This window comes from Microbacterium bovistercoris (assembly GCF_003387575.1).
GTDB classification, from domain to species: Bacteria; Actinomycetota; Actinomycetes; order Actinomycetales; family Microbacteriaceae; genus Microbacterium; species Microbacterium bovistercoris.
Genome location: NZ_QUAB01000033.1, coordinates 123,055 through 148,441 on the forward strand (window position 1 = coordinate 123,055; position 25,387 = coordinate 148,441).

At 70.1% G+C, this 25,387-nt stretch carries 23 protein-coding genes; 11 read left to right on the plus strand and 12 right to left on the minus strand.

The features are described 5' to 3' along the window. Positions 1-8 precede the first annotated feature (8 nt). The gene (dxr, locus tag DY023_RS05900) at positions 9-1,091 is read left to right on the plus strand and encodes a 1-deoxy-D-xylulose-5-phosphate reductoisomerase (protein WP_116241405.1); all 1,083 of its coding nucleotides are present in this window, start codon (positions 9-11) and stop codon (positions 1,089-1,091) included. A 71-nt stretch (positions 1,092-1,162) separates the two neighbouring features. Here dxr and DY023_RS05905 read toward each other — a convergent pair whose 3' ends face one another. Then, entirely contained in the window at positions 1,163-2,758 is a 1,596-nt protein-coding gene (locus DY023_RS05905; protein WP_116241406.1) for a Mur ligase family protein, read from the minus strand. A gap of 68 nt (positions 2,759-2,826) precedes the next feature. Here DY023_RS05905 and DY023_RS05910 point away from each other — a divergent pair, with 68 nt between their 5' ends. Next, on the plus strand, positions 2,827-4,140 hold the full coding sequence (locus DY023_RS05910; RefSeq protein ID WP_116241407.1) for a M50 family metallopeptidase: 1,314 nt from the start codon (positions 2,827-2,829) through the stop codon (positions 4,138-4,140). A 13-nt stretch (positions 4,141-4,153) separates the two neighbouring features. On the opposite strand, the gene DY023_RS05915 is transcribed toward DY023_RS05910, so the two are convergent. Continuing rightward, positions 4,154-6,025 carry an anthranilate synthase family protein gene (locus DY023_RS05915; RefSeq protein ID WP_116241408.1) on the minus strand — a complete coding sequence of 624 codons (1,872 nt, stop codon included), beginning with the start codon at positions 6,023-6,025 and terminating at the stop codon, positions 4,154-4,156. A 175-nt stretch (positions 6,026-6,200) separates the two neighbouring features. Continuing rightward, positions 6,201-6,821 (minus strand): pyroglutamyl-peptidase I, encoded by a 621-nt coding sequence (locus DY023_RS05920; protein WP_116241409.1) that lies wholly within the window; start codon positions 6,819-6,821, stop codon positions 6,201-6,203. 59 nt (positions 6,822-6,880) lie between these two features. On the opposite strand from DY023_RS05920, the gene ispG reads away from it, so the two are divergent. From ispG to DY023_RS05945, 5 genes are all read left to right on the plus strand, one after another. Then, complete coding sequence (gene ispG / locus DY023_RS05925; RefSeq protein ID WP_181905736.1) at positions 6,881-8,032, plus strand: flavodoxin-dependent (E)-4-hydroxy-3-methylbut-2-enyl-diphosphate synthase; 1,152 nt, start codon at positions 6,881-6,883, stop codon at positions 8,030-8,032. Beyond that, positions 8,029-8,877, plus strand: a complete 849-nt coding sequence (locus DY023_RS05930) for an alanyl-tRNA editing protein (protein WP_116241411.1) — start codon at positions 8,029-8,031, stop codon at positions 8,875-8,877. Before ispG ends, DY023_RS05930 begins: the two co-directional genes overlap by 4 nt. 39 nt (positions 8,878-8,916) lie before the next feature. Then, positions 8,917-9,552: an ElyC/SanA/YdcF family protein gene (locus DY023_RS05935; RefSeq protein ID WP_245958611.1), complete on the plus strand. Its 636-nt coding sequence runs from the start codon at positions 8,917-8,919 to the stop codon at positions 9,550-9,552. Positions 9,553-9,623: 71 nt separating this feature from the next. Continuing rightward, positions 9,624-10,046 carry an SRPBCC family protein gene (locus DY023_RS05940; protein WP_181905737.1) on the plus strand — a complete coding sequence of 141 codons (423 nt, stop codon included), beginning with the start codon at positions 9,624-9,626 and terminating at the stop codon, positions 10,044-10,046. Next, entirely contained in the window at positions 10,043-10,387 is a 345-nt protein-coding gene (locus DY023_RS05945; protein ID WP_181905738.1) for an ArsR/SmtB family transcription factor, read from the plus strand. Before DY023_RS05940 ends, DY023_RS05945 begins: the two co-directional genes overlap by 4 nt. A gap of 7 nt (positions 10,388-10,394) precedes the next feature. Here DY023_RS05945 and DY023_RS05950 read toward each other — a convergent pair whose 3' ends face one another. The 5 genes from DY023_RS05950 to DY023_RS05970 all read right to left on the minus strand — a co-directional run bounded on the left by DY023_RS05950 (position 10,395) and on the right by DY023_RS05970 (position 15,127). Continuing rightward, positions 10,395-11,276 (minus strand): alpha/beta fold hydrolase, encoded by an 882-nt coding sequence (locus DY023_RS05950; RefSeq protein WP_116241414.1) that lies wholly within the window; start codon positions 11,274-11,276, stop codon positions 10,395-10,397. 87 nt (positions 11,277-11,363) lie between these two features. Then, a complete protein-coding gene (locus DY023_RS05955; RefSeq protein ID WP_245958612.1) occupies positions 11,364-11,840 on the minus strand; it encodes a GNAT family N-acetyltransferase in 477 nt (158 codons plus the stop codon). After that, positions 11,837-12,526: a nucleotidyltransferase domain-containing protein gene (locus DY023_RS05960; protein ID WP_116241416.1), complete on the minus strand. Its 690-nt coding sequence runs from the start codon at positions 12,524-12,526 to the stop codon at positions 11,837-11,839. The genes DY023_RS05955 and DY023_RS05960 overlap by 4 nt, the downstream gene beginning before the upstream one ends. A 121-nt stretch (positions 12,527-12,647) precedes the next feature. Next, positions 12,648-13,487, minus strand: a complete 840-nt coding sequence (locus DY023_RS05965) for a phosphotransferase family protein (RefSeq protein ID WP_220347242.1) — start codon at positions 13,485-13,487, stop codon at positions 12,648-12,650. A gap of 221 nt (positions 13,488-13,708) precedes the next feature. Continuing rightward, positions 13,709-15,127: an RNB domain-containing ribonuclease gene (locus DY023_RS05970; protein WP_116241417.1), complete on the minus strand. Its 1,419-nt coding sequence runs from the start codon at positions 15,125-15,127 to the stop codon at positions 13,709-13,711. A gap of 71 nt (positions 15,128-15,198) precedes the next feature. Between DY023_RS05970 and DY023_RS05975 the strand changes: the two genes are divergently transcribed. Genes DY023_RS05975 through DY023_RS05985 form a run of 3 tightly spaced genes read left to right on the plus strand, consistent with a single transcriptional unit; the run spans position 15,199 to position 18,989 of the window. Next, on the plus strand, positions 15,199-15,972 hold the full coding sequence (locus DY023_RS05975) for an isocitrate lyase/PEP mutase family protein (protein ID WP_116241418.1): 774 nt from the start codon (positions 15,199-15,201) through the stop codon (positions 15,970-15,972). Positions 15,973-16,028: 56 nt separating this feature from the next. Continuing rightward, positions 16,029-17,195 carry a hypothetical protein gene (locus DY023_RS05980; protein ID WP_116241419.1) on the plus strand — a complete coding sequence of 389 codons (1,167 nt, stop codon included), beginning with the start codon at positions 16,029-16,031 and terminating at the stop codon, positions 17,193-17,195. A gap of 42 nt (positions 17,196-17,237) precedes the next feature. After that, positions 17,238-18,989, plus strand: coding sequence for a proline--tRNA ligase (locus tag DY023_RS05985; protein ID WP_116241420.1), 1,752 nt, complete (start codon positions 17,238-17,240; stop codon positions 18,987-18,989). 156 nt (positions 18,990-19,145) lie between these two features. Here DY023_RS05985 and DY023_RS05990 read toward each other — a convergent pair whose 3' ends face one another. After that, entirely contained in the window at positions 19,146-20,093 is a 948-nt protein-coding gene (locus DY023_RS05990; protein ID WP_220347243.1) for an ion transporter, read from the minus strand. A gap of 148 nt (positions 20,094-20,241) precedes the next feature. Between DY023_RS05990 and DY023_RS05995 the strand changes: the two genes are divergently transcribed. Then, positions 20,242-21,285, plus strand: a complete 1,044-nt coding sequence (locus DY023_RS05995; protein ID WP_116241421.1) for an LOG family protein — start codon at positions 20,242-20,244, stop codon at positions 21,283-21,285. A 12-nt stretch (positions 21,286-21,297) separates the two neighbouring features. Here the strand turns inward: DY023_RS05995 and DY023_RS06000 are convergent, their stop codons facing one another. The 3 genes from DY023_RS06000 to DY023_RS06010 all read right to left on the minus strand — a co-directional run bounded on the left by DY023_RS06000 (position 21,298) and on the right by DY023_RS06010 (position 25,319). After that, positions 21,298-22,395, minus strand: coding sequence for a glycosyltransferase (locus DY023_RS06000; RefSeq protein ID WP_116241422.1), 1,098 nt, complete (start codon positions 22,393-22,395; stop codon positions 21,298-21,300). Between the two features lie 117 nt (positions 22,396-22,512). Further along, on the minus strand, positions 22,513-23,859 hold the full coding sequence (locus DY023_RS06005) for a flavin monoamine oxidase family protein (protein ID WP_116241423.1): 1,347 nt from the start codon (positions 23,857-23,859) through the stop codon (positions 22,513-22,515). Further along, on the minus strand, positions 23,859-25,319 hold the full coding sequence (locus DY023_RS06010; RefSeq protein WP_116241424.1) for an alanine/glycine:cation symporter family protein: 1,461 nt from the start codon (positions 25,317-25,319) through the stop codon (positions 23,859-23,861). The genes DY023_RS06005 and DY023_RS06010 overlap by 1 nt, the downstream gene beginning before the upstream one ends. Between the last annotated feature and the right edge of the window lie 68 nt (positions 25,320-25,387).

Genomic DNA, 25,387 nt, shown 5'->3' on the forward strand with positions numbered 1-25,387 from the left:
CTGACAGCATGCGTCGCATCCTCGTCCTCGGCTCAACAGGCTCCATCGGCACCCAGGCTCTGGATGTGATCCGTGCGAATCCGCGGCGGTTCGAGCTGGTCGGCATCGCCGCCGGATCGAACGCCGAGATGCTGGCGGAGCAGGCATCCGAGTTCCGGCTCGAGCACACCGCACTCGGCGCGGAGGAGGCCGAGCAGCTGGTGCGCGACGTCGAAGCCGACGTGGTGCTCAACGCGATCACGGGCTCGATCGGGCTGGGGTCCACGCTCGCGGCTCTGAAGGCGGGGCGCACCCTGGCGCTGGCGAACAAGGAGTCACTGATCGTCGGCGGTGCACTCGTGCGGTCCGCGGCTGCAGAAGGCCAGATCGTCCCTGTCGACTCCGAGCACTCCGCGATTGCGCAGGCGCTGAGATCGGGGGAGCACGGCGAGGTGCGGCGGCTGATCGTCACCGCATCCGGCGGTCCGTTCCGCGGGCGCAGCCGCGCGCAGATGGCGGACGTCGCCCCGGCGGAGGCACTCGCGCATCCCACCTGGGACATGGGGCGCATGGTGACGACGAACTCCTCGACCCTGGTGAACAAGGGCCTCGAGGTGATCGAGGCGCACCTGCTGTTCGACGTCGCCTATGACGACATCGAGGTGGTCGTGCATCCGCAGTCGATCGTGCACTCGATGGTCGAATTCGTCGACGGGTCCACGATCGCCCAGGCATCCCCGCCGGACATGCGGCTGCCCATCTCGCTGGGGTTGGACTGGCCGCACCGGGTCGGCGGAGTGGGGCGGCCGCTGGACTGGCGGCAGGCCACCAGCTGGACGTTCGAGCCGCTCGACGACGTGGCGTTCCCCTCGGTGGCCCTCGCGAAGCAGGTCGGTCGCGCCGGAGCGACCTTCCCGGCGGTCTACAACGCCGCGAACGAGCAGGCCGTGGACGCCTTCCATGAGGGACGGCTGTCGTTCCTCGGGATCGTCGACACGATCGCCGCCGTGGTCGACGCGCACGAGCCGCCGGAGCAGCTCACCATCGAATCGCTCGCGGATGCCGAGACCTGGGCCCGCGCGAAGGCCGACACCCTCATCGCCGCATCCTGACCCTTCGGTTCCGGTCTCACTCGTTGCGGGTGGTGATGCGCCTGCACCCGCATCGGTGGCGACCGGAACGGTCAGCGGGGGTCGGGCACCGGCCAGCCGGCATCCTGCAGCGCCTGGCGGGCGAGAGCGCGTGCGGAGAACGGGGTGCGGACCCCGTTGATCTCGCGGTAGTCCTGATGACCGGGGCCGGCCCACAGGATCGCGTCGCCCTCGCCGGTCATGCTCACCGCGGCGCGGATCGCCTCCTCGGGAGCGGCGACCTCGATGATCTCGGCATCCGTCCCCGCAGAGCGGGCACCGTCCAGTAGCGCGGCGCGGATCGGTGCGGCCTCCTCGTAGCGGGGGTGGTGATCGGTGACGATGACGACGTCGGCGCCTTCGGCGGCGACGCGCCCCATGATCGGCCGCTTGAGCGTGTCCCGGTTGCCGGAGGCGCCGAACATCATCAGCACCCGGCCGGGGGTGACCTTGCGCACGGCGGCGAGGGTCTTCTCGAAAGAGTCCGGCGTGTGCGAGAAGTCGACGTAGACGACGGGCCCCTGCTCGCCGGAGACGATCTCGGTGCGGCCGGGGAGCACCGCCCGGACTCCGCCGTCGCGCTCGAGCACCGCCGCGATCCTGTCGAAGTCGTAACCGGCCTCGACGAGCATGGCGATGGCGAGCCCGGTGTTGGCCGCCATGTGCGCTCCGATCACGGGGATCGTCGTGCTGATCTCGTCGCCGCCGGGCGCGCGGACGGTGAACGTCGTGGCGCGCTGCGTCTCCTCGTCGATGCGGACGATCCAGTCGGCGTCGGCCGCGGCATCCGCATCCTGCGCCAGCTGCGGCGCGCCGACGGTGACCACCGGGATCTGTGAACGTGCGACGACCTCCCGGCCGGATGCGGTGTCCACGCAGACCACCCCGCGCCGGGCGCGGTCAGGGCGGAACAGGGCGAGCTTGGCCTCGAGATAGGTCTCCAGGTCGCCGTAGTCGTCGAGATGGTCGTGGGTGAGGTTGGTGAAACCCGCGACGTCGAACAGGAGCCCGTCCACGCGGTGCCGCGACAGTGCCTGGGCGCTGACCTCGACGGCGACGGCCGCGACATCGCGCTCGCGCATGAGCGCGAGAAGCGCGTGCAGCTCGGAGGATTCCGGCGTCGTGAGTCGAGAGACGATGGTCTGCCCCGCGATGTGCCTCTCGGCCGTCGAGCTGAGGCCGGTCACGACGCCGATCTGGTCGAGGATCGCTTCGAGCACGTGCGCCGTGCTCGTCTTCCCGTTCGTCCCGGTGACGGCAAGCAGCGTCGGCATGTCGGCGTCGGTGCCGTACAGCCAGGCGCTGATCGCGCCGAGCACGGCACGGGGGTCGTCGGCGATCAGCAAGGGAAGTCCGCTCGGAGCGGCGATCTCCGCGCCCTCGGCGTCGGTGAGGATCGCGACGGCGCCCTGCTCGGCGGCCTGGCCCGCGAACTCGGCACCGTGCCGGCGCGCACCGTGGATGCCCACGAACACCTCGCCCGCGCGCAGATCTGCGGTGGCGAGCGTGATTCCCGTGATCGTCTGGGCGCCGAGATCCCCTCGGACGCCGAGGCCGAAGCGCTCGGCGAGATCGGAGAGCGACCGGTGCGGCGGGTTCTCCGGACGCAGGACGGGGGGCAGGGGAGCGGAGGCGGGTGCAGTGGCCATGGCGGTTCCAGTCTCCCACCCCTTCCGGGTCACAGCGGATTCCTCGCCGCGGCCAGTACGGTGATCTGGTGGAAATCCTGCTGTACCTGGGCGGCATCCTGTTCATGCTGATCGGTCTCGCGCTGTCCATCGGATTGCACGAGATCGGGCATCTCGTGCCCGCGAAGCTCTTCGGCGTGCGCGTCGGCCAGTACATGATCGGCTTCGGGCCGCGGCTGTGGTCGAAGCAGATCGGTGAGACCGAGTACGGCGTCAAGGCGCTCCCTCTGGGCGGCTTCATCTCGATGTCGGGCATGTACCCGCCGTCCAAGGACACCGGCAGGGCCACCGGCCTGTTCTCGAAGCTGGTGCAGGATGCCCGTTCCGCCAACGACGAGACGATCGCGGAGGGAGCCGAGGACCGCGTGTTCTACAAGCTTCCGGTGTGGAAGCGGATCATCGTGATGTTCGGCGGGCCGTTCATGAACCTCGTCCTCGGCGTGCTGATCTTCACCGTGGTCGCCTCGGGCATCGGCATCCAGCAGGCCACGACGACCGTCGCCTCGGTGAGCGAGTGCGTGCTCCCGGCCGGGACGAGCCAGACGACCTGTGAGCCCGGTGACCCGACGGCACCCGCGGCCGAGGCGGGTATCCAGCCCGGCGACGTGCTGCTGAGCGTCGACGGCGAGGAGGTGGACACCTTCGCGGAGGCGTCCGCCATCATCCAGGCATCCCCGGGGGAGTCGCTCCCGGTGGTCGTGGAGCGCGACGGCGAGCAGGTCGAGACGACGCTCACGCCGGTTCCGGCGCAGCGCCAGGAAGTGGATGCGAACGGGCAGCCCGTCGTGGACGAGAACGGCGATCCGGTGATGAACGAGGTCGGCTACGCGGGCATCACCTCGCAGCTCGCCTATGTGCAGCAGCCGATCGGCACCGGCGTGCAGATGACGGCGCAGCAGGTGGGAGGCGTCGCGTCGATGATCGTCACCCTGCCGCAGAAGATGTGGGACGTCGCGCAGACGGTCTTCACCGGCGCGGAGCGCGACCCGAACGGCCCGCTCAGCGTCGTCGGCGTCGGCCGGCTCGCAGGCGAGGTCGCGGTCACCGACAGCCCGGTGGTGAACAGGCTCAGCACTCTGCTCTACCTGCTCGGCGCGCTGAACATCGCGCTGTTCGTGTTCAACCTCATCCCGCTGCTGCCGCTGGATGGCGGCCACATCGTCGTCGCGCTCTGGGAGGGGCTCAAGCGCACCTGGGCCAAGCTCACCGGTCGCCGTCAGCCGAAGCCGGTCGACGCGACACGTCTGGTCCCGCTCACCGTCGTGGTGGCGGTGCTGATGATCGGGATGGGCGCTCTGCTCATCGTCGCCGACCTGCTCAAGCCGGTGAACCTGCTGGGCTGAAGCCGCGGCGAGCTCAGGCGAGCGCGTGCTCCGCCAGCCGCTCCAGGGTGCGGATGCCGTCGCGCGACAGGATCGACTCCAGGTGGCCCTGGATCGATGCGAAGCGCTCGCCGCGGAGGGCGTACACGTCGCCGGTCACCGCATCGGCCGACACCTCGGCATCCGTCACCGATGCGGCGCCGGGGGAGACCCGCGCGGTGAACGTGTTGTAGAAGCCGACCGAGGCGTCCTCGCCGAACACCGGCACGATCTTCTGCACGCCCTGGTGCGGGGCGTCCAGCGGCACCAGCGCGATGCCCAGCGAGTCCGCGAGGATCTGATGGCTCAGGCAGACGGCGAGCAGCGGGGCGTCCGCCGCACGGCGGCGGGCGACGACCTCCCGCATCCGCGCGATGCGCGGTGATGCGGCATCGCGCGGATCGCCGGGGCCGGGGCCGGCCACAACCAGGTCGGCGGCGTCGATCTCGTCGTCGGTCACGGTGCCCCACGGCACGACGCGCGCATCGAGCCCCAGGTGGCGCAGCTGGTGGGCGAGCATCGTGGTGAACCGGTCCTCGGCATCCACGACGAGCGCGGTGCGGCCGGCCAGCGGTCCGGCGGCCGCGGCATCCTGCGGCTGCAGCCAGAACTCCGCGAGCCGGGCATTGCGCGAGGCGAGCAGCTCGGCCACCTCGGGGTCGTCGGCGAGCGTCGGCGCCGCGTCGGGGGCGTCGGCGTCGTCCCGCGCCTCGGCGGCGTGGTCGCGCTCGATGGCACCGATCGCGCCCAGCACACCGGCAGCCTTGCCATGCGTCTCTCCGACCTCGCCGTACGGGTCCGAGTGCCGCACCAGGGTGGCGCCGACCGGCACGGCGAGAGATCCGCGGTCGACGTAGACCGTGCGGATGAGGATCGGCGCATCCAGGTCGTGGCCGCCGCTCGCGTTCGGGCTGAACAGCGCGGCAACGCCGGAGTAGTAGCCGCGCGGGGCGCGCTCGTGGCGCCGGATCACCGTGCAGGCGTTCTGCATCGGCGATCCGGTGACGGTCGGCGCGAACATCGTCTCGCGCAGCACATCGCGCGGGTCGAGGGCGCTGCGCCCGCGCAGCATGTACTCGGTGTGCGTCAGCCTCGACATCTGCTTCAGGTGGGGCCCGGTGATGCGTCCGCCGTCCGAGCAGACCTGGCTCATCATCTTGAGCTCCTCGTCGACGACCATGAAGAGCTCCTCGGTCTCCTTGGTCGAGGAGAGGAACTCGGTCAGCGCCGCCTTGGTCGCGCCCCCCGCCGGATGCCGGAAGGTGCCCGAGATCGGGTTCATGGTGACGAATCCGTCGCGGGCGACGACGTGCGCCTCGGGGCTGGCGCCGACCGCTATCCGTCCGGGCGTGATCACGGCGAAGGTCCAGTACGCACCTCGCTCGTGCTCGAGCAGCGCGCGGAACCAGGTCAGCGCGGCCGTGCGGTCGTCGGTGTCGAACGAGGCCCGGTAGTCACGGCGGATCACGAAGTTCGCGCCCTCGCCGCGGCCGATCTCCTCGTCGATGACCTGATCGACGATCGCCGCATAGTCCTCGTCGGAGATGTCGAAACCGCCGTCGCGCAGCGTGATCGGGTCGTCCGGCAGAGCGGCGACCAGCTCCGCGGCATCCAGTTGTTCGTGCGAATCCACGAGGATGCAGCGCAGCGGCGTGCCGTCGTCCTGCGCCTCGAAGCCGCGCTCGCGCACCTGCCGGTACGGGACCAGGGCGAAGACCTCGCGGTCGGCCGCCAGCGGGATGTCGGCGAGGACGTCGACGTCGGCGACGGCGCCGGTGAGCAGCTCGACACCGCCGTCGCGCGCGATCAGCACGAAGGATGCGTCGGGGTCGGCGGTGAGTGCGTGCAGGCGGTCGGCGATGGCCATCGGGTCTCCTGTATCGGGGAATCCGGCGCGGGATGCAAAAAGACCGCCCCGGAAGGCGGTCTGATTCTCGTGGGTACGCGAAACTCCGCCTAGAAGGCGGGCCACCAGGTGCGGTTCGCGGACATAGGGCGAAAGTACCACACCGTGGCGGTCGGGATGCCGCGTGTGACGTCGATCAGGACTCGGTGCCGGCGCTGCGGGCATCCTCCGCACCGCGTGCGTGCTCCACGGCGACGGCCACGGCGCGCGCGAGCGCGTCGTCGGGGAGGTGCGGAGCCCCCTCGGGCGCGGTCGACGCGGACCAGGGCAGATGGATGAATCCCGCCCGCGCGCCCGGTGCCGCGGCGAGTGCCGTGTAGAACACGTGATTGCATACGTAGCTGCCGGCCGAGAGCGAGACGTGCGCCGGGATGCCGGCGTCATCGATCGCCCGAGCGATGCGCTTCACCGGCAGAGTGGCGAACCGGGCGGCCGGTCCGCCGGGATCACTCGGCACATCGACGGGCGCGGCGCCGGAGTTGTCGGGGATGCGGGCGTCGATGAGGTTCACGGCGACCCGCTCGACGGCGACCCTCGTGCTGCCGCCTGCGAGGCCGAAGGCGATGACGACTTCGGGGCGGTGCTCGGCGATCAGCGTGCGCAGCCGGTCCGCGGCATCCGTGAAGACGACCGGGAGCACGGCCGTGACGAGGTCGGCAGACGGATGCGCGGCGGCATACGCAATGACCGCGTCCTGCGACGGGTTGCCGTCGCTGCCGGCGAAGGGGCCGAATCCGGTGAGCAGGACGGAGGTCATCCGCTCAGCCTAGGCGCGCTTGCAGGTCCGGTGCAGCGGCGGCGTCGTAGGCTGGAGGGGTGCCAGCAGTGAACCTGGGGATGCCGCGCGTCCCGGAAGTCCTCGCGCCTCGTCGCAAGACCCGTCAGATCCGGGTCGGCAAGGTGCTCGTCGGCGGCGACGCCCCCGTCAGCGTGCAGTCGATGACCACGACGAAGACCACCGACATCAACGGGACTCTGCAGCAGATCGCCGAGCTCACGGCCTCGGGCTGCGAGATCGTGCGCGTCGCCGTGCCGTCGCAGGACGACGCCGACGTGCTGCACATCATCGCGAAGAAGAGCCAGATCCCGGTCATCGCCGACATCCACTTCCAGCCGAAGTACGTGTTCCAGGCGATCGACGCCGGCTGCGGCGCGGTGCGCGTGAACCCCGGCAACATCCGCAAGTTCGACGACCAGGTCGGCGCCATCGCCAAGGCGGCGAAGGACGCCGGCGTCTCGCTGCGCATCGGCGTGAACGCGGGCTCCCTCGACCGTCGTCTGCTGGAGAAGTACGGCAAGGCGACCCCGGAGGCGCTCGTGGAGAGCGCCGTCTGGGAGGCTTCGCTGTTCGAGGAGCACGACTTCCACGACTTCAAGATCTCGGTCAAGCACAACGACCCCGTGGTGATGGTCAAGGCGTACCGCATGCTCGCCGAGCGCGGCGACTGGCCGCTGCACCTCGGCGTCACCGAGGCCGGTCCGGCGTTCCAGGGCACGATCAAGAGCGCCACGGCGTTCGGCATCCTGCTCGGCGAGGGCATCGGCGACACCATCCGCGTGTCGCTCTCCGCGCCGCCGGCCGAGGAGGTCAAGGTCGGCCACCAGATCCTGCAGTCGCTGAACCTTCGCGAGCGCAAGCTCGAGATCGTGTCCTGCCCGTCCTGCGGTCGTGCCCAGGTCGACGTGTACACGCTGGCCGACGACGTCACCGCGGGTCTGAAGGACATGACCGTGCCGCTGCGCGTCGCCGTCATGGGCTGCGTCGTGAACGGCCCGGGCGAGGCCCGTGAGGCCGACCTGGGCGTGGCCTCCGGCAACGGCAAGGGCCAGATCTTCGTCAAGGGCGAGGTCATCAAGACCGTCCCCGAGGAGGACATCGTCGCCACCCTCATCGAGGAGGCGAACCGGATCGCCGCCGAGATGGGGCCCGACGCGCCGCTCGGCACCGCGCAGGTCGTCACCTCGTGAGCGCCACGACCGTCACGTTCCCCACCGGCGCCCTGCGGGCGGACGCCCGAGTTCTGGCGGTGCAGGCTGACGTCGTGGTCACCGATGTCACGCCGTTCCATCCCGTCGACCACACCTGGCCCGATCAGCCGGGTGACTCCGGGGTGATCACCGTGGGTGAGGAGCGGCTGATCGTCGCCGAGGCCGTGATGGCCGCAGTCGGTGAGGACGGCGCGTTCGCCGTGGGGACCGACATCCCGGTCAGGCGCGGCGCGGAGGGCTGGACGTGGCTGGTCGCCCACCGGGTGGACGGTGACATCCCGGCATCCGTCGTGTCGGGTGCCGCAGCGGCGCTCGAGGTCGACGCGGAGCGCCGCGCCGGACTCAGCCGCGGGCACACCGCCTGCCACCTGGCATCTCTCGCGCTCGATCTCGCCGTGGCGGACCTGTGGCGCAAGCAGCCGGGCACCGATGCTCTCGGCAACCCCGACTTCGAGGGGCGGGCGAACCAGACCAGCTTCATCCACTCCGACGGGGCCGTCGACGAGTACCGCCTCGGCAAGAGCCTGCGCAAGGCCGGGTTCGACACCGAGACCTTCGCCGCGACCGTGTCGGAGCGGGAAGCCGCGATCAACACGACGCTGGCCGGATGGGTGTCGTCCGGGGCGCCGAGCCGCGTCGTCGCCGAGGGCCCGACGATCACCGACATGCGGCGCTGGGAGTGCGAACTGCCGGACGGCACGGCATCGATCCCGTGCGGGGGAACCCACGCATCCTCGCTCGCGGAGTTCGCCTCGATCGCCGTGTCGCTGGACCTGTCCGATCCCCAACTTCTCATCATGACGACGAGCGTGATTCCCGCCTGACGCGACTCCGGCCTGATCCCCGTCGGGGGAGTACCGTCGATGACTGTGACCGCGATCCGGATGCGCACGGCCCTCGGAGCTGCCGCCGTCGTCCTGGCGGCGGTCCTCGCCTGGGCGGAGGTCGTGCACGAGCGCTCCTCCCGGCGCCGATTGGGCGCCGATGACGGGCATCCGGTGCGTCGCGAGGCGATCGTGGTGCTCGGCTTCCGCAATCGCGGCACGCGTGCGAACGCGGTCAACCGCTACCGGGTGCGCGCCGCACTGCGCTCGCTGACGCCGGATGCCCGCGAGGCGGTGCTCGTACTGTGCGGGGGCGCCGTCGGCGGGGAGATCGCCGAGGCGGAGCTGCTCGCCGCATATGCCCGGCGGCGCGGGTACACCGGGCCGATCCGGCTCGACACGCTGAGCAGGACGACGCGCGAGAACGTGCGGAACGCGATCGCGCTGATCGAGGACGCCGATGCGATCAGGATCGTGTCGAACTCGCCGCACGCGGAGCTCGCGCGGGCGTATCTCTGGGAGTTGCGGCCCGATCTGGGCGGGCGCCTGCGGCGGGCGCGGGAGCAGTGCCTGGGCGAGGTCCTGTACATGAAGCCGTACTCGGCCGTCCGCGGGATCCGCGCTCTCGCCGAGCACGACCGCGGAGGACGGGCAGGGGTTTTCGGCGGGGGTTGACGGCGGCACCGGGCGGATCTAATCTCTTACCAATCAGTAAAGTTTACTTATTGGTAATGCAGGAGGTCGTCATGCCCGATGTGTCGCATTCGCTCGAGATCGCCGCTCGCCCCAGCGCCGTGTGGCGCTGGCTGGAGACCCAGGAGGGCCTGCGCCGCTGGATGGGTGCGGACCTGGAGATCGAACTGATGGTCGGCGGCTCCTATCGGATGACCGGACCCGACGGCACGGTCATCAGCGGTCGCGTGCTCGAACTCGTGCCCGAGGGGCGGCTGGTGCTGTCCTGGCTCGAGGAGGGTGTCGGGTGGCAGCACCCGGGGAGGCTGGTCATCAACCTGCGGCCGACCGAGGCGGGCACCGAGGCCACGCTCGTGCATGACGGCTTCGCGGGCATCGGCACGGACGGCTGGCGCGGCACGCGCGACGCGTATCAGCGCGGCATCGCGAAGCATCGCATTCTGGAGCAGCTCGCAGCGCTCGTGGAGGAAGGGTGACCGATCCGTCGGATGCGGCGTTCCGGGCGCTCGCCGATCCGACGCGCAGACGCATCCTCGACCTGCTCGCCGACCGTGGTGTGTGCACGGTCGGCGAGCTTGCCGAGGAGTTCCCGGAGCTGGTGGCATCGGGGATCTCGAAGCATCTGATGGCGCTGCGCGCGGCGGGGCTCGTGGTATCGGAGCGGGACGGTCGCAACCAGCGCTATCGGATCGACGCGAACGCCTTTCAGAGGGCGCTCGGCCCGTGGATGCGCCGCTACGACGACTACCTCGCGACCTCGCTGCAGACGCTGAAGACCCTCGTCGAATCCGGGGACGAGCCCCCGGTCGAGGGGTGATCCGTCATCAGCGGACGAAATCCAGTATGGCGTCGACGTACTCCGCCGGGCGTTCGACGAAGGAGAAATGGCCGGCGTGCGCGATCGTGGCGACCGGGCCGCCCGTCGACTTGCGGTACGCGTCGATGAGGCCGGGGGCAGCGACCAGGTCCGCGTCGCCGTGCACGAGCATCGAGGGCATGGCCAGCCCGGCCAGCAGCGGAACCCGATCGACGTACATGTCGGTCAGCAGTGGGTGGTGCGACCACGATTTGGACCAGTCCAGATCATCGGGCGCGGCCTCCGTGCTCTTCTCGTAACGTCGGCGTCCCTCCGCATCGGCGAAGAACAGGTCGAGGTACCGATCGCCCAGCGGGGTCATGGCCTCCCAGGACCTGTCCTCCGCGGTGAGCCGCCTCTCGCTCCCTGCGAGCTCGCGACAGCGCGCGGCGGCCTCCGGCATCCCCGCGGCGTCGAGCATCGCGGCGGCGCGCGGCAGGCGGTGCCGATCCGTGGCATCCGTGTCGAGTGCCGGGCAGTCCAGGATCAGGCCGGTGATGGCCTCGGGGTGCGCCAGCGCGTAGTCGACCGCGTAGGCGCCGCCGGAGGAGTGTCCGATGATCGTCCAGGCGTCGATGCCGAGCGACTCGCGCAGCTGCTCGAAGTCGTCGATCAGCACCGGCACGCTCAGTGCGGGGTCTTCGGGCAGCGCATCGGAGCGCCCGACGCCCCGCTGGTCGACGCCGATGATGCGCACCCCGCGCTCGGCGAGCAGATCGCCCACCGACTCCATGAAGTCCCAGGACGGGTTGCCGGGACCGCCGTGGATGAACAGCACCGGATCGCCGCCTGCGGGACCGCGTTCGTCCACGAAGATTCCGGTTCCGTTGATGCGCAGTCTCTGCCCCATGTTTCCGGAGGCTAGCAGCGGGATGCCGAATAGTCAGGTGCTCTTGTACATCTCAGCCGAGGCAGGTGCACTGGCGAGCCGGCGTGCTCAACTGAGCGGCCTGGCCATCCGGAAGTTCGTCAGCTCGATGCCCTCGATGACCGGGTGCTGCTCCGCCTCGACGGCGAAGCCGACGCGCTCGAAGAACGGTCGTGCAGTGATGCTCACATCGGCGGACAGGCCGGCGGCGCCAGCATCCATTGCGCGCGACTCGAGCTCGGCCATCAGCGCGCGAGCGACGCCGCGGCGCGCGAACGCGGGCGAGACGAACAACATGTCGATGTCTCCGGAGGCGCTCACATCGGAGAAACCGGCGACGCGGCCATCGACGACCGCCACGACGGTGCCGCGGCGGCGTCTCGCCTCGTTCCAGCCATCGATGCTGCGCTGAGCAGGTCGCGCCCACGCCGCGATCTGCGCGGCGGAGTAGTCGGCGGATGCCGTGATCGTCACCGCGTCGAGGAACACCGCCAGCGTCGTCGCCGCATCCTCGTCGCGATAGTCGCGGATGACGATCTCGCTCACCGGACGAATCCGTCCTGCATCCGTCCGCCGGCGCGGTCGAGTTCCGCCTGCACCCGGTTCGCCAAGGTGCCGTAGTCGCCGGCGAGCAGGGGAGCGCTGAGCGCCTCGACGCGATCAGTTTCCAGTACTCGCAACCGGCGCGGGAGCCATTTGCCGGTGCCCAGCCACTGGCCCTCGGCCAGCAGCATCAGCTCGGCGGTGCGTTCGAAGAGCACGGATGCCAGGACGTGGCGCTCCAGCGGATCGGCGGCGTCACGCAGGTCGTCGAGCACATCGGTGATGACATACCGGCGGAACACGGCCTCCACCTCGGTCAACTCGGGCCCGGCTTCCAGGACGTCCGCCCAGTGCTCGCGGAGCTCGTCCAGCTCCGCGCCCTCCCGCACGACACACCCCTCCACGAGCATGTGCACGATGACCGGTCGATGCTGATCGACGCCGCGCTGAGCCCACTCCGCGAACCCCGCGGCGGTGTAGGCGAACACCTCGAAGACCTCGTCCTCGAACGCGTGCGTCGACGCGGCACTGGTCTGATCGCCGGTGAAGAGCTCCTCGCCGATCAGCAGCAGGTCGATGTCGCTGCTCGCTGTGCGCTCGCCGCGGGCCGTGCTGCCGCCGACGATCACGGTCGTCGCGCCGGGAAAGTGCGCGGCGACGAATCTCTCTGTGGCGGCGGTGAAGTCCATCGGGCCAGGTTACCGGTGGGTCCCGTTGCAGCATCTCGGAGATCTGCATGATCTCGGACCCTTCGCGGCTTGGGCATCCGAGGTTTTGCAGAAGTCGGGGAATGCGCAGCGCCCTCGCGGGTCAGAACGCGGCGAGCGCCTCGGCGAGCATGCGGTGACCCTGGTTCTCGAACGCCTCGTCGCCGACCTTGTAGGCCCAGCACGCGGTGCCGACCGCCTCGCGCAGGGCGTCCAGGCGCCACTGGTCGGGGTCTCGGGGGTCGGGGCCGTAGCCCTCGAAGAACGCCGCCTCGAGCTCGGGGTGCTCCCGCCACTGCTGTGCTGCGAGGCGGGCGAGGTCGGTGGATGCCGGCCGGAACGCGAAGCGCCCGAAGTCGATCGCCCGCACGATGCCCTGGTCGAAGAGCCAGTTGCGCGGATGCCAGTCGCCGTGTGTCGGCACCTTCGTCACCGCGGATGCCGGAGCGGTGGACAGGATCCGGCGGGCGTGCTCTGCCGTCGCGGCGTCCACCCGGTGCGGCTGGTCGAGCCATGACAGGGCTCGGGCCGTCGCACGCGCCTCGTATCCGGCATCCGTGCGCGTCTCGAGGCGGTGCAGCCTGCTCAGCAGCTCACCGGCCTGCCGGTACGTGTCCGCCTGCCGTTCGGCCTCCGTGCCGAGCACGAGCGTGCCGGGCAGGTACTCGAGCAGGATGATGCGCGCGACGGCATCCGCGGCGAGAAGCCGTGCTGCCTGCGCCGTCGCGGCGAGCGGCGCGACGAAGTGCGGATGCGCGGACATCTCGCGCGGCAGGTGCGTGTCGTCGGGACCCGCGGCCTTCACGACGAAGTCCTGTCCTCCGGAGCGCACGTGCAGCACGGCGGTGTCGACGAGGTTCCACGACATGTCCGCGACGACCTCCGCGCCCGGAAGCCGCTCAGCAGCCCACGCCCGCTGCGCAGCATCCAGCCGTTCGTTCATCCCTCCATCCTGCCGTGGCAGCACCTCGGAGATCTGCGGGATCTCGGATGCTTCGGAGACCAGGCATCCGCGATTCTGCAGAAGTCCGAGATTGTGCGGCCGGCGCGATGCGCTCGAGCCGCGGCAGCACCTCGGAGATCTGCGGGATCCCGGATGCTTCGGGGATCAAGCATCCGGGATTCTGCAGAAGTCCGAGATTGTGCGGCCGGCCGCAGGCGCGATCAGGCAGCCGAGAACGCCACAGCGCCGGTGCGGATGTCGGCGGCGTCGAGCCGCACGCGCACGACGGCGCCCGGCGTGGCTCCTGCGGGGATCGGTGCGCGCGCGGTCACTGCGGGCTCGGCGATCTGCACGGTCGCCTCACCCTCGCCGTTCGCAGGCCGGATGACGGTCGCTTCGAAGACCTCGCCGACGCGCGGTGCGAGCAGGGCGGCCTCGACGCATTCGACGGTCTGCGCGTTCAACTGCGATGCCCGCGACGACGACTCCTGCATGAGCCGCGGCAGTTCGGCCAGCCCTTCGCGCGCCCACTCCGGAACCTCGTCACCCTGCGAGAGCGCCAGGCAGATCGTGAGGGACCAGCGGTCGACGAGCCGGCGCAGCGGCGCCGTGGCGTGCGCATACGGAGCGCCGATCGCCGCCTGCATCCGCTCCTCGGGCGGCGTGCCGTCGAAGACGACGTAGCCGGCGCCGCGGAACAGGGCGCTCGCCGCCTCGAGCACGGGAAGGGTCAGCGGATCGGCCCGATCCAGACCGCGAAGGTACTCGCCGTACCGACCCGTGGTCCAGGCGCGCCCGAGTGCCTGCGTCTGCGTGCGGAACTCCTCGAACGTCCGCTCGTCGGGTTGCGGCATCGTGCGCAGCACTCCGACGCCGCCGTCGAGCATGAGCTGCGCGGCGGCCATGCCCGTCATCAGTGACAGCTGGGCGTTCCAATCCTCGACGGGCAGAGGTTGTCTGCGCTCGATGTCGTATCGCCCAGCGCCGGTGCGCACGACCTCGGCGTCCGGCAGGTTCAGGCTCGCACCGCCGCGCGCCGCCTCCTGCTCGAGCCGCAGCCGTCCGATCTCGGGCAGCAGCGCGGCAGGGGAGTCCTCGTCGCGATCCAGCGCCCGCTGCGCGGCGACGTAGTCGAGCTGCGCGCGGGAGCGGATCAATGCGCGCTGCAGGGTCGAGCCTGTCACGACACCCTCGGCATCCAGGGCGAACGTCCACACCAGCGCAGGGCGGTCCTGATCGGGAAGCAGCGAGGCGCTCCCTTCGCTGAGCACCGGCGGATGCAGCGGGATGGAGCCGTCCGCGGCGTACAGCGTCTGCCCGCGCGCGCGTGCTGCGGCATCCAGCGCCCCGCCCGGGGTGACGAACCCGGGCACGTCCGCGATCGCGTACCGCACCGTGAAGCCCTTGCCTGCACGTTCGAGCTGGAACGCCTGGTCGAGGTCCCTGGATCCTTCGGGGTCGAGCGTCGCGAACGGGATGTCGCGCAGATCCACGTCGGGCGCGATCGCGGTGGCCCGTTCGGCCTCGGCCTCCGCCTCGGGCGGGAACGGGATGTCGAACGGCGCTCGCACCGCGGCCAGGGCCTCGGCCAGGGCGCTCTGCGCGGCGGATTCTGCGATGTGCGATCGACGCTGAGGCATGGCGCCAGCCTATGCCGCCATCTTCGGACACATCGGCCCCTGGCATCCGTCCCGGCATTAGCGTGGCTGTCATGACCGACACTGCGGACAAGGCTCAGACACTCGCGGCCCTCTACGACGCGCCGGAGATCCTGCGCGTCGTCAACATCTGGGACGTCGTCTCGGCACAGGCGATCGCCGCACTGCCCGAGACCCGCGCCCTCGCCACAGCCGGACACTCCATCGCCGCGACCTTCGGGTACGCCGACGGGCAGATCCCGCGCGAGATCATGATCGACTTCGTCGGCCGCATCGCCGCGGCCGTCGAACTGCCGGTGAGCGCCGACCTCGACGACGGTTACGGCGACGCCGGTGAGACGGCGCGCCTGGCGATCGGCGCGGGCGTCGTCGGCGCGAACGTCGAGGACCGCCTGAAGCCGCTCGCGGAGTCGGTCGCCCAGGTCGAGGCGATCGTGAAGGCCGGCGAGGCCGAGGGCGTGCCCTTCGTGCTCAACGCCCGTACCGATGCGATCGTCCGCGGCGGCGACAAGCCCCTCGCAGACAAGCTCGCCGACGCCGTCGAGCGCGGCCGCGCCTACCTCGACGCCGGTGCGAAGGCCGTGTTCGTCCCCGGCATCCTCGACGCCGAGGCGACCCGCACCCTCGTCGACGGGATCGGCGCGGGCAAGGTCAGCGTGATCGGCCTGCCCGGCGCGCTCACCGCGGCCGAGTACGAGGCACTGGGCGTCGCCCGGATCTCGTACGGCCCGCTGCCGCAGCGCGTCGCGCTGACCGCGCTGCAGGACGTCGCGACGAGCCTGTACGCGAACGGCGTGATCCCGGAGGGCACGCGCGCCCTGAACTGACGGCCCTCAGGTGCTCCCTGGAAACGGTGCAGGGAGCACCATGAGAGGATCGTCCGATGACTTCCGCCGGCCATCCGTCCCCGACGAAGCGGAAGGTCGATCCCTCGGTCCTGCTCGCGCTGGCCGTCATCATGATCGCCGCGCTGGTGCTCGGCGTTCCCGCACTGATGAACGCCTTCGACAGGCAGTGGATCTCGGAGGACGTCGGAACCGAGGACGCGGTCATCGCACTTCGCCTCACCGCGGGGGAGAAGTCGTACCTGGCGCTCCTGGATGCCGACGGCACCTCCCGCGTCGCGCGCGTCGATGAGCGCGGTTTTCAGCACTCGAGGCTCGCCTGGACCCAGGCCGGCCTGAGCACCGGCGGCCCCGATGCCGAGTACGTGCTGCACGACGACGGATCGACGAAGGTCGACCTGAAGGGCACGACATCGGCCTCGGTCACTGAGAGCCAGCGACTGCCCGCGCCGGGCGGCTTCCTGGTGGCGAACGGCTCCGCACGGGGGAACAGCCTGGCGTTCATCGATGCCGAGGGCGGGAGCGCTGAGGAGATCGACGTGAGCTTCTCCCACGCCGAGTTCGCGGCCTGCGACGACGAGGTCGTCATGGTGGAGTTCGGCGGTCAGCTCGGTGCGGTGACCCCGCAGACCCGGGACCTGCACGGCCAGAACGTCTTCGATGACCTGCCGACCCTGTTCTGCGACGGGGATCGGGTCTACGGTCTGGGCGAGATCAGCGAGGACAGGTCCAGACCCACGCAGAGCCTGCGGACCTGGGATCGGGCCACGGGCGCCCGGAGCACCGCCGAACTCGTGTATCCGCGTGATGTCAGCGCCTTCGAGGCGTACACGCCGTTCGAGCGGGAGGGGCGCCTGTATTGGACAGCGGACGGTGATCTGTGGTCGGTTCCGCTTCAGGGGGACCATGAGGGAGACCTGCCTTCGGGCACGAAGAAGGCGGTGAGCTCGGCCGATCTGGGGCCGTTCGTCGGCGACTTCCTGACGGCGAGTGAGGATCAGGGGGCGTACGCCCAGGCCGGTCGCTGTGTGATCGGTGTCGGCGTCGACGACGAGGCTGCCGACCTCGGAGTGTTCACGGTGGACCTCGAGACGGGGGAGCCGCGCATCGCCCTCGTGGCCGATGACATCGATCTCTCCTCTTCGAGGAGCATGACGGTGACGGCCCTCGCCGTGAAGCCGGGCTGGGCGCCGAAGGGCTGCTGACATCCGCGGGGTCGCGACTCGGCCACCCCGTAGAATCGTCCCGTGGTCACCCGTCTCTCTCATCTCTTCGTCCGTACGCTCCGTGAAGACCCGGCTGGTGCCGAGGTCACGAGCCACAAGCTGCTGATCCGTGCCGGATACATCCGACCGCAGGCAGCAGGCATCTTCGCCTGGCTCCCGCTCGGGCTGCGCGTGAAGGCGAAGATCGAGAAGATCGTCCGCGAGGAGATGGAGGCGGCCGGCGCCCAGGAGGTGCACTTCCCCGCCCTCATGCCCCGTGAGGCATACGAGGCGACCGGACGCTGGGAGGAGTACGGCGACCTGCTGTTCCGCCTGCAGGACCGCAAGGGCGGCGACTACCTGCTCGCCCCCACTCACGAAGAGGCGTTCACGCTGCTCGTGAAGGACCTTTACTCGTCGTACAAGGACCTGCCGCTGACGATCTACCAGATCCAGGACAAGTACCGCGACGAGGCGCGTCCGCGAGCCGGCCTGCTGCGCGGCCGCGAGTTCACGATGAAAGACGCGTACTCCTTCGACTACACCGATGCCGGGCTCGACGCGAGCTACCAGGCGCAGCGCGATGCGTACGAGCGCATCTTCCAGCGCCTGGGCATGGAGTACGTGATCGTGCAGGCGGATGCCGGTGCGATGGGCGGATCCCGCAGCGAGGAGTTCCTGCACCCGACCCCGATCGGCGAGGACACCTTCGTGCGCTCCGCCGGCGGCTACGCCGCCAACGTCGAGGCGTACACGACGCCGGCGATCGCGGCGGTCGCGTTCGACGCGGATGCCGCACCGGTGATCTTCGACTCGCCGAACACTCCCACGATCGACACGCTCGTCTCGCACAGCAATGCCGTGCTGGACGGCGAGTACACCGCGGCGGACACGCTGAAGAACGTCGTGCTCGCACTGACCCACCTCGACGGCACCCGCGAACTCGTCGTCGTGGGCGTGCCCGGCGACCGCGAGGTCGATGAGAAGCGTGCCGAGGTGGCCTTCGCTCCCGCTGAGGTCGAGCCCGCCTCCGACGCCGACTTCGAGAAGAACCCGCTGCTGGTGCGTGGCTACATCGGCCCGTGGAGCGAGACCGGGGCCGTGCTGGGCGAGGAGTCCGCCACCGGCATCCGCTACCTGGTCGACCCGCGCGTGGCCGAGGGCACCAGCTGGATCACGGGCGCGAACATCGACCAGAAGCACGCGCACAGCGTGGTCGCCGGCCGCGACTTCGCCGCCGACGGCTTCGTCGAGGTCGCCGGCGTGCGCGATGGCGACGAGGCGCCCGACGGCTCCGGCCCGGTCACCATCGCGCGCGGCATGGAGATCGGCCACGTCTTCCAGCTCGGCCGCAAGTACGCCGAGGCGCTCGGCCTCAAGGTGCTCGACGAGAACGGCAAGCTCACCACCGTGACCATGGGCTCCTACGGCATCGGCGTCACCCGCATCCTCGCGGCGATCGCCGAGCTGAACAGTGACGACAAGGGGCTGATCTGGCCCGAGACCATCGCGCCGTTCGATGTTCACGTGATCGCGACCGGCAAGGACGATGTCGCGTTCGATCTCGCCGCGCAGCTGTCGGCCGACATCGAGGCGACGCGCCGCGATGTGCTGTTCGACGACCGTCCGAAGGTCTCGCCCGGCGTGAAGTTCGGCGACGCCGAGCTGCTCGGTGTGCCGACGATCGTCATCGTCGGCCGCGGTGCCGCCGACGGTCAGGTCGAGTTGTGGGATCGCCGGTCGGGTGAGCGCGAGACGATCGCGGCCTCCGAGCTGATCGCCCGCCTGGGCTGAATCCGCACGATCCCGCGCGCTCGCGCGGGATCGTGCGCTTCGCGCGGGCGGATGCCGGGATTCGGTCCGCGGGGGCAGTGCATCTCCGCGGGAGCGCACGGCGCTGCATCCGTGCCGGCACTCCGACGTGCGCTTCTACGCGCTCCGACGCCGCGCTCAGGGTCGGCGTTCGTCGAGGAGCTGCCGGATCTCGGCGGAGAGCACCTCGGACTGCGCGAGCAGCTCGGCCAGCCGGTCGGCCTTCGCATCGACGCTCCCCGGGCTGCTCGTGGACCCTGCGGCGCCGGCTGAATCCGCCTGCGACATCCCGACCGCGACCGCACCGGACGCTGCGCCCGCGGCGACCCCGGCGGAGGCCGCGCGCGAGCGGTCGGCGTCGTCCGCGGCATCCTCGTCGGGCTGCGCCTGCGCCGCCGCATCCGCCGAGCCGTCCTCATCGTCCTTGGACGGCCCGAGGAACAGGTTCGCGAGGTAACCGGTGAACGTTCCGAAGATGCCGACCCCGACGATGATGATGAGAACTCCGAGCACCCGCCCGGCGTTCGTCACCGGGTACTGATCGCCGTAGCCGACCGTCGAGATCGTGACGACCGTGTACCAGAGCGCGTCGGAGGCCGAGGTGATGTTCGCACCCTTCGCGTGCTCCTCGACCGCCAGGATCGAGATGCTGCCGAACTGCAGCACCAGGATGCCGAGCAGCAGCAGCGTCATCAGGGTGCTGTTGGCCCGGTCGTGCACGAGCGTCCGGACGATGGTGCGGAAGCCGAGCGCCTGGAGCAGGCGGAACACGCGCAGCAGTCGGAACACCCGCAGGATCTTCAGCTGCGGGAACGGGAGGCTGGCCAGCAGATCGGCCCACCCGAAGCCTCGGAAGAAGTACTTCCAGGGCGTGTCCGACGTCGTGATCCGGTACACGAAGTCGATCAGGAAGATGAAGCTGAACAGCCCGTTCATCACCGAGAGCACCAGCTGCAGCGCCCCGTCGCCCGCGAACGCATAGACCAGCACGAGGTTCGCGATGGAGAGCACGGACAGGATGCCGATGAAGATCTCGTACGCGGTGTTCTTGAGCTCGCTGTGACGCGAGCGCTTCGTCCTGGCCATCAGGCGTTCTCCTCCCGGCGCGCTGCGCAGCGCGGCAGCATTCATCTTCCGGCATCGTGAGCCCGCCCGCCCAGACGACTCGCCCGCCGAAGGCGACGGCGTTCGCGTCGCTCGCCCCCGACCCCCTCCCGCGTGACAGGCTGGGAGCATGACCGACGTGACCCTGCCCGACGATCTCCGCTTGCGTCTTTCGGCGCTGCTCGATGAGGAGGGCGTCACCGCGAACAGAGGCCTCATCACCCGCATCCTGCAGTCGGCGATCGCGCTGGGCCAGGACCGCACCGACCGTCTCGATCTGAAGATCGCGTCCGCCGCGCTCAGCGAGATGCGGGAGGCGTTCCGGCTGTTCGAGCCGCTGCGCGGCGTGCCCAAGGTGACGATCTTCGGGTCCGCCAGGACGACTCAGGCCGACCCGCTCTACGGCCAGGCGCAGGATGCCGCCAGGCTGCTGTCGAAGGACGGCTGGATGGTCGTGACCGGTGCCGGTCCCGGCATCATGCAGGCCGCGGCGGAGGGCGCGGGGCGGAAGATGTCGATCGGCGTGTCGATCCGGCTGCCGTTCGAGGAGAAGGCGAACGCGGTCGTCGCGGAGGACGCGAACCTCGTGTCGATGAAGTACTTCTTCACGCGCAAGCTCATGCTGGTCAAGGAGTCCCGCGGATTCGTCTGCCTGCCCGGGGGATTCGGCACCATGGACGAGATGTTCGAGCTGCTCACCCTGCAGCAGACCGGCAAGGCGGAGCCGGTGCCGATCGTGCTGCTCGACGAGCCGGGGGGCACGTTCTGGCAGGGCCTGAAGACGTTCGTCGACGGGAATCTCGCGGCCGGCGGGTACATCTCGGCCGGCGACATGGACCGCGTGCTGATCACGGACTCGGTCGAGGCGGCGACCGGCGAGATCCTCGGCTTCTGGCACAACTACGACTCGCTGCGCTGGGTCGGCGACCAGCTGGTGCTGCGACTGCGCCACGAACCGACCGATGCCGAGATCGACGACCTGAACGACCGTTTCGGTGATCTGCTGCTGCGCGGGCGCATCGAACGCACCGAGCCGCTCGCCCCGGAGCGCGCCGATCACGACGTCCTCGAGCTGCCACGGCTCGTGCTGGTGCTGAACCAGTTCCGGGTCGGTGCGCTGCATCGCGTGATCCGGGCGATCAACGCCCTTCCGTCCGCGGGCCGAGCGGATTGAGCGGCGCCGCCGTCACGCGGCGAGCTGCTCGATGCGGTCGGCCGCGATCACCGCGCCGCGTTGGGCACGCAGCCGCATGCCGGTCTGTGCGGCGAGCGACGTGATGCGCGTGTCGGCGAGCAGGCCGGAGATCGCGCCCTCGAGCTCAGGGGCGAGCGCCGAGCGGGGAAGAACCCTTCCGACGCTCTGCGACTCGACGATCCGGCCGATCAGCGGCTGGTCCGAGGTCGCATTCATCGGCAGCACCAGAAGGGGCACCCCGTGCGCGAGCGCCGCGAGCGTAGTCGAATGACCGCCGTGTCCGATCACGAGCGTCGCGTGGGGGAGCAGTTCGGCGTGCGACGCCCGGCCACGCACCTCGACGTTCGGGGGGATGTCCCCGCCCAGCGGCGTCTGCGGCGTCGACCGGGTGACGATCGCCCGCACCGGGAGCCGACCGAGCGCTGCGATCACCCGTCGGTACACGTCGTCCTGTCTGCGCTGCCAGACACTGCTGAGGCTGACCAGAACGAGCGGGGGATCCTGCGCGGACCGCGGTGCCGGCGGCGCACCATGCTCCGTCGTCCCGGTCCACTCGAACCCGATCGTGTTCTCCTGGTCGGTGAGGGGATCCAGCTCGCGGTCGGTCAACAGCAGACGGGCATCCGCTGCGTTCCACACCGCGAGCGGGCTCAGACCGAAGGGCCCGAGCACGGCTTTCGCGGGCCCCTGGGACATGCGTCCGCTCCAGACCGCTCCGAACGAGTGGAACAGCACCGCGACCGGCGGGCCCACGCGGGTCGCCTCGCGGATCGACGAGATCATGATGCCGTCGATCAGCACCACGTCCGGATGCCGCTGCGCGATCACCTGTCGCACCTGTCTCGCCACGCCGCGGCTCATCCCCATGCGCGCCATGTCGGACATCTGCGCCGCCCCGTTCGATGCGAGGCCCGGCTGATGCCCGACGAGCGCGGGCAGCGGCACGGGCTCCACGCCCTGGTCCCGCGGGAGCATACCGGCGAAGGCGACGCGATGCCCTCGCGCGACGGGCTCGCGCGACACGGCGACGGCAGGCGGCACGTTTCCGCCCGCATCCGCGCCGATGAAGAGGATGTTCAGCGGTGTCACGGGAGTCCCGATCTCGTTCCCCAAGCGGGATGCCAGGGCACCCCACGAAATCCGATGTGATCAGGGTAGACCCGGGGTGGTCGCCCGGCAAGCGCCGCGATGCCGGGTGGGGCCGAGTCAGCCGTTCTCGGCGGCCACGATCCTCGTGGCGAACTCCGCGAGGTCCACGGAGCGGCCGAGCACCCGCTCCGCGGCGCGGTGCCCCGAGGCGTAGGCGCCGCCGACGGTGGCGGGCTCGTCGCCCCAGGTGGCCTCGCCCGCGAAGTGCAGCACTCCGTCCGCCGGTCCGGCGAGCGCGTCATGGTCGATGTGCGACGTGCCCGCCGCCTGGTACGAGTACGAGCCGTTCGAGTACGGATCCTGACCCCAGCGCGTGATCCAGTGTGCGACCGGCTCCGGCACGGCGTCGCCGTACAGGGTGCGAAGCGCGGTGAGCACGTCGGTGACGATCGCGGCATCCGACAGCTCCTGCAGATGGCGGCCCAGAGGGCCGGCGGCGAAGGTGAGCAGCGTCGGCCGCCCGCTGATCGCGGAGACGTCGTACCAGGAGTGCCACAGCTCGCCCGCCTCGCCGAGCGCACGGATGGCGTAGCTGCCCTCGTCCCAGAACCGTTCGGGGAACTGCAGGAAGACCTTGTTGAACACGCCCATGCCGAGCCGGCCCAGCGGTGCGGCCATGTGCTCGGGCAGGGGCGGCTCGAAGGTGATCGCCCCGGCCTTGAGCACGCCGAGCGGCACGGTGACCACGACGGATGCCGCGGTGAAGTTCTCCGCCCCGGCGGTCACCGTCACCCCGTCGGCGCCTCGCGAGACGGCGGTGACGGCCTGCGACAGCCGCACGTCCAGGCCGGCCGCGATGCGGTTGGGCAGCTCGTCGTAGCCGCGCGGGAAGATCACCTCGTCGCCCTCGATCGCATCCTCGTCCAAGCCGTGCGCATCCAGATCTCCGATCCACGCGCCGCACTGTTCCTCGACGCGGTGCCGGAAGAACTCCCTGATCTCGTCGATCCGCTCCGGTTCGAGACCCGACCGGTCCAGCACCCGCTCGGTCACATCCAGGTAGGTGTCCCCGGGCGAGGAGGAGGCGATCTCGTCGAGCAGCGCCGCGTCGGCACGGGCGACGTCGTCGACCCACCGGGCCGAAGCCGCCGCATCCATCCGCCGGCCGTCGCCGTCGAAGTCCTCGATCGGCCGGCCGCCGGCCTGGAAGCTCCCGACGGTGAACTCCACGGTCGGCACGTCGAGCGCCTGCACCAGGTCCCACAACGGGGATCCATCGATACCGTGGATCCAGGATGCACCGAGGTCGACGGAGAACCCCGCGGTGCGGTCGGTGTTCATCCGCCCGCCGATCCGATCCCTGGCCTCCAGCACCAGGACGCGCTGCCCGGCGTCCTGCAGGATCCTCGCGCAGGTGGTGCCGGACATCCCGGCGCCGACGACGATCGTGTCGTACCGCTCCATCATCGCCTCCGGATCATGTCGATCGGGCCGGTGACCGACTCGGCGTCCTCCCAGACGCTGATGCCGGTGATGTCCGGCAACCGGTCCCTGGTGAAGATCGGGTCGAAGCCCTCTCTGCGCTGCTGCGAGTAGTCCTTCAGCAGCCGGAAGGCGATGCCCGAGAGCAGGGCGATCGCGATCAGGTTGACCAGCGCCATGATGCCCATGGCGCCGTCGGCGAAGTTCCAGACCACGTCGGCGGAGACCACCGAGCCGATGAACACCGCGACGATCGCGACGATCCGGTAACCCGTGAGGGTGCCGCGATGGGTGGTGATGAACTCGATGTTCGACTCGCCGTAGTAGTAGTTGCCGAGCACCGAGCTGAAGGCGAGCAGGAAGATGATGATGCTCAGCGCGATGTTCGACCAGTCGCCGAGCGTGCTCACCAGCGCGCCCTGCGTGAGCCCGATGCCGCGGGTCGCGCCGGCGAGATCGGGCACCGAGACGAGGATGATGAACGCCGTGATCGAGCAGACCAGGAAGGTGTCGAAGTAGACGCCCAGCGTCTGCACCAGGCCCTGCTTCACGGGATGCGTCACCGCAGCCGTCGCCCCGGCGTTCGGGGCGGAGCCCAGACCCGCCTCGTTCGAGAACATGCCGCGCTTCACGCCCTGCAGCACCACGTAGCCGAAGGCGGCGCCGACGACCTCGTTCGGACCGAACGCCTGACCGAAGATCGCGCCGAACACGTAGGGGATGCGATCCCAATGCAGGGCCACGACGATCAGGCCGAGAAGCAGGTATCCGAGCGCCATCAGCGGCACGAGCATCTGCGTGACCGACGCGATGCGGCGCACGCCTCCGAACACGACCAGCCCCATCAGCACGGCCAGGGCGACGCCGGTGACCCAGGGCAGCCAGCCCGGTGCGTCATCGCCCAGACTGCCGGCCAGGGTCGCCTGGATGGTGTTGGCCTGCAGCGAACTGAACGCGATGGGGAAGCAGACGATCAGCACCACGGCGAACAGCACACCCATCCAGCGGGCCTTCAGCCCGTGCTGCATGTAGTACGCGGGCCCGCCTCGGAAGCCGTCCGCGTCGCGCACCTTGAACAGCTGGGCGAGCGACGACTCGATGAAGCTGGACGCCCCGCCGATGAACGCCATCAGCCACATCCAGAACACCGCACCCGGCCCGCCGATCGCGATCGCGGTGCCCACCCCGGCGATGTTGCCGACGCCGACGCGGGAAGCCGCCGAGATGGTGAAGGCCTGGAACGCCGAGACCGACTGCGGCTCGCCGTCGGCATTGCGGGGTGTGCGATCGGTGAGGGTGCGGAACATCTCGGGAATCATCCGGAACTGCACCACACCCGAGCGGAACGTGAAGTACAGGCCGAGCAGCACCACGATCGGCAGTACCAGCCAGGTCCAGAAGTTGTCGCCCCAGGTCAGCAGCCACTCGTTGATCGCATCCATGTCCGTCAGTATCCGGGGCGGAGACCGCACGCGTCCAGCGGCGCGCGGAGTAGGAGTCGAGGAAGTGC